We start from the raw sequence: 11,759 nt of genomic DNA on the forward strand, positions 1-11,759 counted from the left end.
GCGGTTGGAGAGACGCGTTTATGCTCGGCCGGGTGACCGAGCCAATCTCTGAGATCTTCGATCCCTCCGCCTGGAAGGCCGTCGACGGGTTCGACCTGACCGACATCACCTACCACCGGGCGGTTGACGCCGGCGTGGTGCGGATCGCCTTCAATCGGCCCGAGGTGCGCAACGCGTTCCGCCCACAGACGGTGGACGAGCTGTACCGGGTGCTCGACCACGCGCGGATGTCGTCCGACGTCGGTTGCGTGCTGCTGACCGGCAACGGGCCTTCGCCGCGCGACGGTGGCTGGGCCTTCTGTTCCGGTGGTGACCAGCGGATCCGGGGCAAGGACGGTTACAAGTACGCCGAGGGCACGACGGCCGATTCGATCGACCCGGCGAAAGCGGGCCGGTTGCACATCCTTGAGGTGCAGCGGCTGATCCGCTTCATGCCGAAGGTGGTCATCTGTGTGGTGCCGGGATGGGCCGCGGGCGGCGGGCACAGCCTGCACGTGGTGGCAGATCTGACGCTGGCCTCGGCCGAGCACGGGCGGTTCAAGCAGACCGACGCGGACGTGGCGTCGTTCGATGGCGGTTACGGCTCGGCGTACCTGGCTCGTCAGGTCGGGCAGAAGTTCGCCCGGGAGATCTTTTTCCTCGGCGACGAGTACTCGGCCGAGGACGCGTTCCGGATGGGCATGGTCAACAAGGTCGTGCCGCACGCGGAGCTCGAGGCCGTCGCGCTGGAGTGGGGCAAGAAGATCTGCGCCAAGTCGCCGACGGCCCAGCGCATGCTCAAGTACTCGTTCAACCTGATCGACGACGGGCTGGTCGGCCAGCAGCTGTTCGCGGGCGAGGCGACGCGGCTCGCGTACGGCACCGACGAGGCGGCTGAGGGCCGGGACGCGTTCCTGGAGAAGCGTTCACCGGACTGGTCGCCGTACCCGTATGCGTTTTAGAAGTTTTCCTACGAGCTACTGACTGTAGACGGTTGGTAGCTTACGGTCGTCGGCTATGGACAACCTCTCCCGCCGCGGTCTGCTCACGGGGGCCGGCGCCTTGCTCGCTGCCGGCTCCCTTGGTGTTCCCGCCGCTCAGGCTTCCGCCTTGGCCCTGCCCGCCACCAAACGCTTCAAGATGAGCGCGACGACGAACGAGTTCTTCCGGCACAAACCGCTCTGGGGTCCGAAGGTCATGCAGTCGATGGCCTTCGACACCCCGAACCAGCGCATCTTCGCCGTTCAGCTTCGTTCGGAGACCGGCGAGAACAGCGGCACGCTGACGATGAGCCGCCTCGACTTCTCCGGCAATGTGGTCGGCCACATGTACCTCACCGGTTTCGGCCACGGGGTAGCGATCGGCGTCGAGCCCGTCGGCACCACGTCGTACCTGTGGACAGAGACGGATGCGGACCCTGCGAACGGCCGGGGCCGTCGGATCGCCCGGTTCCCGTGGCAGAACGGCGCGACGCTTACGGAGACCTCAAGCTCGTTGAAGTCGTACAAGCCGGTATCCGACGGCAGTGTCTTCACCTGCACGGTGGACCAGCGCTACAAGCGTCTAGCCGTCCGGTACTCCCAGGGTGGCCGGATGCGGATCAACCTCTACCCGCTGGCCGAGGCCAACCGAGGCATCTTCACCACCGTGCTGGCCTCGTTCGCGCAGCCGGCGCTTACCTCGGGTGTGCCGTTCCAGGGCTGGGCGGTGTACGGCGCGTACGCCTACTTCTGGGAGGGCAGCGCCTATCCGGGTGATCCCGACGAGACCAAGGCCAACTCGAAGCTCTGGTGCTACGACATCAACGCGGGCAAGATCGTCGACTCGTTCCTGACGTTGGCGGGCAAGAGCCTGACGTACCGCGAACCCGAGGGCATGGCCGTCTACGGCACCACCGACGCGACCGCGCGGCTCTACTTCGGCTTCGCCTCGGGAGTGGCCGGGGACCGCCGGGCGAACTTCTTCTACCGCAACGACCTGGTCTGACTGCAGACAGTTCTACTGGGCGACGCCGTACAAGCGGTCACCGGCGTCGCCCAGGCCGGGCACGATGTAGCCCTTCTCGTTCAGGTGCGAGTCCATCCCGGCGACGACCAGGTGAACCGGGATCTGGAGATCGGCCAGCTCCTGCTCGATCCGGGCGACACCCTCGGGCGCGGCCAGCAGGCAGATCGCGGTGATGTGGTCGGCGCCGCGATCGACCAGGAAGCGGATCGCTGCGGCGAGCGTGCCACCGGTCGCCAGCATCGGGTCGAGTACGTAGCACTGCCGCCCGGACAGGTCCTCCGGCAGGCGCTCGGCGTACGTCGAGGCGTCCAGGGTGACCTCGTTGCGGATCATGCCCAGGAAACCGACCTCGGCGGTCGGCAGTAGCCGGGTCATGCCCTCCAGCATGCCGAGGCCGGCCCGCAGGATCGGCACCACCAGCGGCTTCGGCGAGGTCAGCTTGATGCCCTCGGCCGGCGCGACCGGGGTCTGCACGGTGATCGGGCCGGTCCGCACGTCCCGGGTCGCCTCGTACGCCAGTAGCGTCACCAGCTCCTCGGTCAGCCGCCGGAACGTCGGCGAGTCGGTCGACGCGTCCCGCAGCGTGGTGAGCTTGTGGGCGACGAGCGGGTGGTCCGCGACGAGGATCTGCATGGGCCGAACGCTACCGCCGGGTCACGAACACCTGCAAAGACCGGTTAAGGGCGAGCTCGACGATGCGGGATCCCGGTGCAGCTGTGCCACCATGAAGTCGTGTCTGAACCCACGGCTGGGACCACGACCACGACCGAGACCGAGCTCGACTTCGCGGTGGCTGCTTACCGCGAGGACGGAGACTGGCAGGTCACTCCGCTCGTCCTTCCCGACGAGCCCGATCTCGCCACCCTGATCTCCGCGCTGCGGCGATTCCCGAGTGAATCCGGCGTACTCGGCCTGATCTCGGTGGACGAGGACTTCTTCCTGCTCATGCGGGTGATCGGCGGCCGGGCCCGCCTGCTGCTCTCCGATGTCACCGCCGGCAGCGAGTGGCCGCTGGCCCGGCAGGTGCTCGACGAGCTGCGCATCCCGGTCACCGATGACGACGACGACCCGATGGCCGCGGGCGATCTGGAGATCGTCGCGGATCTCGGCCTGAGTCCGATGGACCTGAGCGCACTGTGCGACGACGTCGACCTGTACCCCGAGGAAATGCTGGAGGAGATCGCCGACGCGCTCGGGTTCGGCCGCCAGTTCCACGACACCCTCGAGAGCCTTGGTTAATCCGGCTCACTCCGCCTGGGCCCGGCTGATGCGGCTGGCCCTCGCGGAGGCGGAAGAGGCGCACGCGCACGCCGACGTACCAATCGGCGCGATCGTGGTGGACGCGGCCGGCGAGGTGATCGGCCGCGGCCACAACGAGCGCGAGAAGACCGGTGATCCGACCGCGCACGCCGAGGTACTGGCCATCCGCGCGGCCGCCGAGCACGTCGGCGAATGGCGGCTCACCGGCTGCACGCTGGTCGTCACGCTCGAGCCCTGCACGATGTGCGCGGGCGCGATCGTGCTGTCCCGGCTGGACCGCCTGGTGTTCGCGGCGTACGACGACAAAGCGGGCGCGGTCGGCTCGTTATGGGACGTCGTCCGCGACCGCAGACTCAACCATCGACCCGAAGTTGTGAGCGGTGTGATGGCCGACGAAGCCGGTTCGTTGCTACGCGATTTCTTTAATGGGCATCGGTCTTGATAGCCTCTGCGGCGGTGGCGTGTCCGAGCGGCCGAAGGAGCGCGCCTCGAAAGCGCGTGAAGGGTACCCCCCTTCCGAGGGTTCAAATCCCTCCGCCACCGCCGTAAGACCAGCGGCCCCGTGCACTGCACGGGGCCGCTGGCATTCAGCTCGGGGACCCTGGTGCGGTGTGATGCGTCAGGGTCCTCGTTTTATGCCGGCCTGCGTACGCACGCCCGGTCGGCATCGGCCCGCCCTGTTCACCCTGGTCTCGGCGTACGGCTTTCCCGGCGTACTCGGCACGGCCATCTCGATGGGATTCGAGTCGTCAGTACTGCGGACCGAGGAGCTCAAGGCCGATGGCGAGGAGCAGGTCCGGGCCGAGATGCGCTTCCGCGGGCGATCGCCGCTGCCGGAGCTGGTCGTCGCGCTCGGTGAACTCGACGGTGTGCGGGCGGTGCGAGCCAACCAGGACAACGAGGAATGACCAACCGTACGGAGGTTGCGCGGTAGGACCGCCCGGCGGGCAGTGGCCTTGGGCAACGGCTTGGACCCCTTAGGATTCAGGCACGACCGGAGGGGGTTGACCAAGGCCTGTGGATGTCCACGAGCTCGACAGGATCCTGCTGGCCGGTGCCGCGGTGCTGCTGGTGGCGATCATCGCGGTACGACTGTCCGGCCGCCTCGGGTTGCCCTCGCTGCTGATCTATCTCGGCATGGGCCTGATGCTGGGCGAATCCGTGCTCGGTATCGAGTTCGAGGACGCCGAACTGGCGCATGCGCTGGGTTTCGCCGCCCTGGTGATCATCCTGACCGAGGGTGGTCTGACCACCCGGTGGAACGAGGTCCGCCCGGTGATGCCGCTCGGCATCGTGATGGCGACCGTCGGTGTCACGGTGAGCGTCGGGGTAGTTGCCTCGGTCGCCCATTTCCTGCTCGGCATGGACTGGCAGCTGGCGGTCCTGATCGGCGCGGTCACCTCCCCGACCGACGCCGCCGCGGTGTTCGCCGTACTGCGCAAGGTCCCGATCCGCCCGCGGCTGCGGGGTGCGCTCGAGGCCGAATCCGGTCTGAACGACGCTCCGACCGTTCTGCTGGTCACGCTGGTCAGTACTGGGGAGATCGGCGAGAAGGGCCTGCTGCACTTCGGTGGGCTCGTCATCTACGAACTGGTTGTCGGCGCCATCTTCGGATTTGTGGTCGGCTGGCTCAGCGTGGGCCTGCTCCGCCGGGTGGCGCTCGGCTCCGCCGGTCTCTACCCGCTGGCGATCATGTCGCTCGCCGCCATCTCGTACGCCGGGGGCTCGGTCCTCCTGCACGTTTCGGGCTTCGCGGCGGTCTACGTGACCAGCCTGATCCTGGGCCGGGCGGAACTCCCGCACCGGATCGCCACTCGCTCGTTCGTCGACGGCCTCGCCTGGCTCGCGCAGATCGGGCTGTTCGTCATGCTCGGCCTACTCGCCTCACCCGGCCGGATCGGCCTGAACGACGTACTGGCAGCTCTGGTCATCGGTGTGGCCGTCACGATGGTGGGACGGTTCCTGGCGGTCTGGATCAGCTTGTCCGGGTTCCGCGTGCCCTGGCGCGAGCAGACCTTCATAGCCTGGGCAGGACTGCGCGGGGCTGTACCGATCGTCCTGGCCACGATCCCGCTCGCGGAGAAGGTCCCGCAAGCCGCGCGGATCTTCGACATCGTGTTCGTGCTGGTCATCGTGTTCACCCTGCTGCAAGGCCCGTCCCTGCCCTGGCTGGCCCGGCGTCTCGGCGTACTCGACGACCAGGCGTCCCACGAGGTCGACATCGACGTGGCGCCGCTGGAATCCCTGCACGCGGATGTGCTGCAGGTACGGATCCCGAGCGAATCCCGCCTCGCCGGGGTCGAGATCGCCGAACTCCGGCTACCCCAGGGTGTTTCGGTCTCCCTGGTGGTCCGCGGCAAACAGGCCTTCGTACCGGAACGCCGTTCGGTACTGCGAGCCGGCGACGACATCCTGGTGGTCGCCCCGTCCCACCTGCGCGAGCAAACCCTCCGCCGCCTGCGGGCGGTAAGCCGCGGCGGCCGCCTAGCCGGCTGGTTCGGCGAAACCGGCCAAGAAGCCATCTGACCCCGGTCTCCCCCGGCGTGTCATCGGACTCTTGTGACGCGGCGTGTCGCCGTTCATCGGACCCTTGTGACCACAGGTCGCAGCCTGCCGCACGTCGCATTCATCGGTTCGAATCCGCCCTCGACCCGCCGTCGGCCAGCACCGGCCAGCACCATGGCGGAGGGCGGATTCGGACCTGTGGATGCCGAAGCCGAGGGCGTCGCTGTGCGCGGGCGCCGGGCGGTCACAAGGGTCCGATGAACGGCGACACGCCGCGTCACAAGAGTCCGATGAACGGCGACACGCCGCGTCACAAGAGTCCGATGAGCGGTATGCAACGGGGCGCTCGGGTGTGTTCGAGTGAGCTGGCGCCTGGGAGGCGGCGGGACCCGGCGGCGGGGTTAGCCGGGGTTTTGGCCGGAGGGGATGGGCTGGGGGGTCTTGGGGGTGGGCAGGCAGGCGACGCCGCTGGGGACCGGGACGGACTTGATCTGGCCGCTGTTCAGGTCCTTGAAGTCGGCGCCGAGCACCAGGTCCACGGTGTGGTCGGTACGGCCGTCCTCGATGATCTCCAGCTTCTGCTGCAACTGCAGGTACACCAGCCGGACCTCGGGCGAGTCCTTCGAGGCGCCACGGATGACGCCGACGTCGAACTTCTCGTCGTTCGGCTCGTTGGCCACCTTCTTGAGGTTGAACCCGCGCTGCTCGAGCGCTTCACCGGTCCTGCGCGCGGAGCCGGCCTTGGCGCCGCCGTTGTAGACGTTCACCACGACGTGCTTGGCGGTGAGCTTCTTGTTCGGCAGGGTCTGCTCGACGCAGACCTGTTCAGCGGTGACCTCGGTGAGCGAGTTCCAGCCCCACCAGGCGCCGCCGACAAGAATGCCGAGCAGCACTGCCAGGGTGATCGGGGTCTGCCAGTGGACCCGGCGACGGGGACGAGGTTGCAACATGGCCATCTGAATCAGTCCACAACGAGTACCCGGGCATGCAGCACGAGGCGCTGCTGCAGAGCGGCGCGGAGGGCCCGGTGCAGGCCGTCCTCGAGGAACATCTCGCCCTGGTACTCCACCACGTGGGCGAACAGGTCGCCGTAGAAAGTGGAGTCCTCATCGAGTAGGGCGTCGAGGTTGAGGGTGCCCTTGGTCGTGACCAGCTGATCGAGCCGCACCTGCCGTGGTGGCAGACCAGCCCAATCCTTTTGCCGGTACCCGTGATCCGGGTACGGTCGCCCCTCGCCGACGCGCTTGAAGATCACGACCGAAGTCTAGCTGCCAAGCGGGTCTGATCCGACCTTCGGCCATGTCGCAGCGCGGATCCGGGAAAAGTTCCCCGATGTGCCAACTTCCGGTCACCTGGGTACGTCTAGAAAGAGGACGGGAAATCCCGTGGGGGCACACGGCAGGGGGAGATGAGGATGCGCAATCTGATCAGGGCGGCCGCCGGCGCGCTGGTGACCGTGGTCGCGATCGCCGGTACGACGTTGCCGGCCGACGCGTGGACCGTGCACCAGAACAAGTCCGCCCAGTACCGGCTGAACCAGCTGGGTTGTACGGCGGGACCGGTCGACGGGCAGATCGGCCAGATGACCAAGGCGGCGCTGGTCCGGTTCCAGTCGGCGAACAGGCTGTCCCAGAGCGGCACCCTGACCACGACCACCTTCCAGCGCCTGCTGGCCTCGACCGCGAAGCGCTGCGACCTGCGCCCGGTCCCGGCCGGCAGCGGTAGCGGCCGTCGCATCGTGATCAGCCAGGGCCAGAACTGGATCTGGGTGATCGACAGCCGCGGCAAGCTGGTCCGCACCGGCGGCATCATCGACAACCCGCGCTATCTCGGCCCGGGCACGTACTACACCGGCCCGAAGTGCGGCCGCGCCGCGCGGATCAAGCGCAACACCGACGGCGCCCGGTTGTACCTGAACAACTTCGTGCGGTTCGCGCCGTGCGGCGTCGGCATGCACCAGATCCCGACGTACAAGACCACCGGCGCGCAGATCCACGCCGACTGGCTGCTCGGCACCAACTATCGCGAGTCGCACGGCTGCATCCGGCTCTCGAAGGGCATGTCCGAGACGGTCTGGATCTTCACCCAGTCCACCACCAAGATCGTTGTCATCCGCTGACCTGACCCGCAGGCCGCGGATGGGCCATCGTCGTGAACCCAGGAGGGACCGTGCCAAGGGGCGGCGCGGTCCCTCCTGTCATGCGCCCACCCGCCGCAGGCCGGGTCGAGGGCCCGACCTGCGGAGGTGGCTGAGGGCCTAAAGGTGGAACAGGTCTGGCCGAAAGTAGGCGGTGCGCGGGCGCGGTTTTCACTAGGGTCGGGTTCACCCGAGTGAGAGGTGACGCATGTCCGGGACCGTGCGGCTGAGACCGCCCAACCACCAGCTCGATCCGCGCTGTAAACCGTGGTGGCGGCTCCAGGCGGTCGCGCTCTTCGGGCCGATCATCGCGGCGCTGGTGCTACTCGGCCTGCTGATTCGCCCAGCCCGGTTCTGGCTGTTGCTGCCCGCGGCGATTCTGGTTGTGCTGGCCATCCCGTTCCTGACCGTGCTGCCGCTGTGGTGGTACCGCGTCCACCGCTGGGAGGTCACCGACACCGCCGTCTACGTGCGCACCGGCTACTTCTGGCAGGAGTGGCGAGTGGCTCCGATGTCGCGGATCCAGACCGTCGACACCGTGCGTGGCCCGTTGCAACAGCTGTTCGGTCTGGCCTCGGTCACCGTTACGACCGCCTCCGCAAAAGGCGCGGTCAGCATCGAAGGGCTGGACCACGAAGCAGCCGCCGCCCTGGCCGAACAACTCACCGAGACAACCCAGGCCACACCAGGCGACGCGACATGACCAGCACGGATCCAGTCGATCCCCCAGAGGGATGGCAGAAGCTGGATCGGCGGACCGTGGCGGTGACGGCGATCCTGATGGCCGGGGTCGCTGTTGGTGCCGCCGTGCCGGCCGTCTTCTGGATCACCGCTGGTACGTCGTTCGCGCTCGCGCTCGCGCTCGCGATCGTGGTTCCAGCGGTCCTGCTGGTGATCGCGGCCAGCGCGGCGGCCGACTACGTGCGCTGGCGCAAAACCCGGTACCGGATCGGTGCCGAACGGGCCGAACTGCACAGCGGCATCCTGCTGATCCGGCGCAGGTCGTTGTCCCGCGAGCGAATCCGCAGCGTCGACCTGACGGCACATCCCTTGCAGCGGGTGTTCGGCCTGGTGACGGTCAAGATCGGCACGGGCGAGAAGACCGGCGCCGGCGAGAGCACCCTGACGCTCAATCCCGTCACCCGGCCGCTCGGCGAACGCCTCCGCAAGGAACTGCTCATCCGCGGGACCAGCGACGAAGGAACGCTCGCGCGGCTCGATCCCGGTTGGATCCGGTACGCGCCGATCTCCTTCCTCGTACCGGCGCTCGGCCTGGGCGCGGGTGGTGCCGTCATGCAGGTCGCGCAGTGGTTCAACGCGGAGGCGGCGGTCATCGGCTGGGTCGACGACCGGTTCGAGGGTGTCGGGCTGATCCCGATGCTCGCGATCCTGCTGGCGATCGCGCTGGTGGTCGGCGTGATCGCGTCGCTCGCGCTCTTCGTCGAGATGTGGTGGAACTACCGGCTCGACCGCGAGCACGGCACCCTGCGAATCACCCGCGGTCTGCTCACCACCCGCTCGATCTCGATCGAGGAACGACGCCTGCGCGGGGTCGACGTGGTGGAGCCTCTCGGCGTGCGGCTGGCCGGTGCCGCGCGGGTCGACGCCATCGCAACCGGGATGACCCAGAAGGACGAAGACGACAAGACCGACCACAAGACGCTGCTGCCCGCCGCGCCGAAGGAGATCGCGGATCGCCTCGCGGCCGACGTACTGCGCGAGGAGGTCTCGCCGACCGAGGCGGCTCGCTTGATCGGTCATCCGCGCGCGGCGTACTTGCGGCGCTTGCGATGGTCGTACGGATCTGCCGCCGCCTTCGTCGCCGTACTGGCGGTTCTGGGGCTGTGGCTTACCTCGGTGTTCCTGCATCTCGCGTGGATCGCGGCGGTGGTGCTCGCGCCTACGGCGTTCTTGCTGGCTCGGGACGCCTACCGCGCGCTGGGGCACGCCTTGTCGGGGGACTACCTAGTGGCGCGTTCAGGCACGGTGCGGCGTTCCACGGCGGCCTTGCAGCGTGACGGGATCATCGGCTGGTCGATCAAGCAGTCCGTGTTCCAGCGACGGGCGGGGCTCGTGACGCTTACAGCCACTACTGCGGCCGGCGCTGGGGCGTACTCCGTGTACGACGCTGCCGTCGGCGAAGGCCTGATCTTCGCCCGCGAGGCCGTCCCCAACCTGCTGGCGCCATTCGTCGAGGAATGAGCCGCTACTTGCCGCTCAGGCCATTAGAGTCTGGCCATGGTCGAGTCGAAGGATGTTGTCGAGTCCGTCAAGCAGGGTTACGCGTTCGAGGGGCCGGCCATCGAGCTGGGCGCCCTCCTGGTCGACGGGACGCCTGATCCGGCTGCGGCGGTCCGTATTCCGCTGTCGATGGTCAACCGGCATGGGCTGGTCGCGGGCGCCACTGGTACCGGTAAGACCAAGACGCTGCAACTGATGGCCGAGCAGCTCTCGGCCGCGGGAGTGGCGGTGTTCGCCGCGGACATCAAGGGCGATCTGTCCGGCATCTCGCAGCCGGGTCAGGAGAGCGAGAAGCTGCTCGCCCGGACGAAGACCATCGGCCAGGAATGGACCGCCAGCGGATTCCCCGCCGAGTTCTACACCCTCGGCGGCCAGGGCACCGGGGTACCGATCCGCGCGACCATCACGTCGTTCGGCCCGGTACTGCTGTCCAAGGTGCTTGGCCTGAACGACGTGCAGGAGTCGTCGCTCGGCCTGATCTTCCACTACGCGGACAAGCAGGGCCTGCCGCTGCTGGACTTGAAGGACCTGCGCGCGGTCATCCAGCACCTGACCAGCGACGAGGGCAAGGAGGACCTGAAGTCCCTCGGCGGTCTGTCCAGCGCGACCGCAGGCGTGATCCTGCGCGCGCTGATCGGTTTCGCGGACCAGGGCGCGGACGCGTTCTTCGGTGAGCCGGAGTTCGACACGGCCGATCTGCTGCGGGTGACCGACGGCAAGGGCATGGTCTCGCTGCTCGAACTCCCGAACGTGCAGGACCGGCCCGCGCTGTTCTCGACGTTCCTGATGTGGCTGCTGGCCGACCTGTTCCACGATCTGCCCGAGGTCGGCGACGTGGACAAGCCGAAGCTGGTGTTCTTCTTCGACGAGGCTCATCTGCTGTTCGACGATGCCTCGAAGGCGTTCCTCGATTCGATCGCGCAGACCGTGCGGCTGATCCGGTCGAAGGGTGTGGGCGTCTTTTTTGTCACCCAGACCCCGAAGGACGTGCCGGACGACGTACTCGCCCAGCTCGGTTCGCGGGTCCAGCACCAGCTCCGGGCGCACACCCCGAACGATGCGAAGGCGCTGAAGGCGACGGTCTCCACCTTCCCCAACTCGTCGTACGACCTGAGCGAGGTGCTCACCAGCCTGGGCATCGGCGAGGCCGTCGTCACGGTGATGAACGAGAAGGGCGCGCCGACGCCGGTGGCCTGGACCCGGTTGCGCGCACCGCAGTCGCTGATGGCTCCGGCGAGTCCCGAGCAGATGACCGCCTCGGTGCAGGCTTCGCCGAACTCCAGCAAGTACGCCGAGGTGGTTGACCGCGAGTCGGCGTACGAGAAGTTGACGGCGAAGCTCGAGGCGGGCGCGGCCCAGGCTCAGGCCGAGGCGGAAGCCAAAGCTCAGGCGAAGCCGGCGGAGGCCAAGCCCGCGCCGAGGGCGAAGCAGGAAAAGTCGATGGTCGAGCAGGTGATCGGGTCGTCCGCGTTCAAGCAGTTCGCGCGCTCAGCCGGTCGCGAGATCGTGCGCGGCCTCTTCGGCGCCGCCCGCCGCAAACGCTGAGCCCCGCCCTCCTTTTGCGTTCATCCCCTCTTCGCCAGGCTGGTTGTGAGTCAGTTGGCGATTGGGTGAGGAGCAGGGTGTGACG

13 protein-coding genes and 1 tRNA gene are annotated in these 11,759 nt (G+C 67.9%); 11 read left to right on the top strand and 3 right to left on the bottom strand.

What is annotated here, in order from left to right; translation table 11 throughout:
* The first annotated feature begins 20 nt into the window (after positions 1 to 20).
* Positions 21 to 941: a 1,4-dihydroxy-2-naphthoyl-CoA synthase gene (locus tag ACFFGN_RS35915; RefSeq protein ID WP_380057702.1), complete on the top strand. Its 921-nt coding sequence runs from the start codon at positions 21 to 23 to the stop codon at positions 939 to 941.
* Between the two features lie 55 nt (positions 942 to 996).
* Positions 997 to 1,965: a phage baseplate protein gene (locus ACFFGN_RS35920; protein ID WP_380057705.1), complete on the top strand. Its 969-nt coding sequence runs from the start codon at positions 997 to 999 to the stop codon at positions 1,963 to 1,965.
* 12 nt (positions 1,966 to 1,977) lie between these two features.
* Here ACFFGN_RS35920 and upp read toward each other — a convergent pair whose 3' ends face one another.
* Entirely contained in the window at positions 1,978 to 2,619 is a 642-nt protein-coding gene (gene upp, locus ACFFGN_RS35925; protein ID WP_380057708.1) for a uracil phosphoribosyltransferase, read from the bottom strand.
* A gap of 99 nt (positions 2,620 to 2,718) precedes the next feature.
* Here upp and ACFFGN_RS35930 point away from each other — a divergent pair, with 99 nt between their 5' ends.
* From ACFFGN_RS35930 to ACFFGN_RS35950, 5 genes are all read left to right on the top strand, one after another.
* A complete protein-coding gene (locus ACFFGN_RS35930) occupies positions 2,719 to 3,225 on the top strand; it encodes a tRNA adenosine deaminase-associated protein (RefSeq protein WP_380057711.1) in 507 nt (168 codons plus the stop codon).
* A 28-nt stretch (positions 3,226 to 3,253) separates the two neighbouring features.
* Positions 3,254 to 3,688 (top strand): tRNA adenosine(34) deaminase TadA, encoded by a 435-nt coding sequence (gene tadA, locus ACFFGN_RS35935; RefSeq protein WP_380057740.1) that lies wholly within the window; start codon positions 3,254 to 3,256, stop codon positions 3,686 to 3,688.
* 13 nt (positions 3,689 to 3,701) lie between these two features.
* Positions 3,702 to 3,789, top strand: a tRNA-Ser gene (locus ACFFGN_RS35940).
* Between the two features lie 92 nt (positions 3,790 to 3,881).
* Positions 3,882 to 4,154, top strand: coding sequence for a hypothetical protein (locus tag ACFFGN_RS35945; RefSeq protein ID WP_380057713.1), 273 nt, complete (start codon positions 3,882 to 3,884; stop codon positions 4,152 to 4,154).
* Positions 4,155 to 4,263: 109 nt separating this feature from the next.
* Positions 4,264 to 5,772, top strand: coding sequence for a potassium/proton antiporter (locus ACFFGN_RS35950; RefSeq protein ID WP_380057716.1), 1,509 nt, complete (start codon positions 4,264 to 4,266; stop codon positions 5,770 to 5,772).
* A gap of 380 nt (positions 5,773 to 6,152) precedes the next feature.
* Here ACFFGN_RS35950 and ACFFGN_RS35955 read toward each other — a convergent pair whose 3' ends face one another.
* Entirely contained in the window at positions 6,153 to 6,707 is a 555-nt protein-coding gene (locus ACFFGN_RS35955) for a LytR C-terminal domain-containing protein (protein ID WP_380057719.1), read from the bottom strand.
* A 5-nt stretch (positions 6,708 to 6,712) separates the two neighbouring features.
* Positions 6,713 to 7,006 carry a type II toxin-antitoxin system VapB family antitoxin gene (locus tag ACFFGN_RS35960; protein ID WP_328989343.1) on the bottom strand — a complete coding sequence of 98 codons (294 nt, stop codon included), beginning with the start codon at positions 7,004 to 7,006 and terminating at the stop codon, positions 6,713 to 6,715.
* A 159-nt stretch (positions 7,007 to 7,165) separates the two neighbouring features.
* Here ACFFGN_RS35960 and ACFFGN_RS35965 point away from each other — a divergent pair, with 159 nt between their 5' ends.
* From ACFFGN_RS35965 to ACFFGN_RS35980, 4 genes are all read left to right on the top strand, one after another.
* Entirely contained in the window at positions 7,166 to 7,870 is a 705-nt protein-coding gene (locus ACFFGN_RS35965) for a peptidoglycan-binding protein (RefSeq protein WP_380057723.1), read from the top strand.
* 226 nt (positions 7,871 to 8,096) lie between these two features.
* Positions 8,097 to 8,591 (top strand): PH domain-containing protein, encoded by a 495-nt coding sequence (locus tag ACFFGN_RS35970; RefSeq protein ID WP_380057726.1) that lies wholly within the window; start codon positions 8,097 to 8,099, stop codon positions 8,589 to 8,591.
* Positions 8,588 to 10,090, top strand: coding sequence for a PH domain-containing protein (locus tag ACFFGN_RS35975; RefSeq protein WP_380057729.1), 1,503 nt, complete (start codon positions 8,588 to 8,590; stop codon positions 10,088 to 10,090). Before ACFFGN_RS35970 ends, ACFFGN_RS35975 begins: the two co-directional genes overlap by 4 nt.
* 36 nt (positions 10,091 to 10,126) lie before the next feature.
* Positions 10,127 to 11,674: a helicase HerA-like domain-containing protein gene (locus ACFFGN_RS35980; protein WP_380057732.1), complete on the top strand. Its 1,548-nt coding sequence runs from the start codon at positions 10,127 to 10,129 to the stop codon at positions 11,672 to 11,674.
* Positions 11,675 to 11,759 lie beyond the last annotated feature (85 nt).

The organism is Kribbella deserti, from assembly GCF_042434725.1.
In the GTDB taxonomy this organism is placed as follows: domain Bacteria; phylum Actinomycetota; class Actinomycetes; order Propionibacteriales; family Kribbellaceae; genus Kribbella; species Kribbella deserti.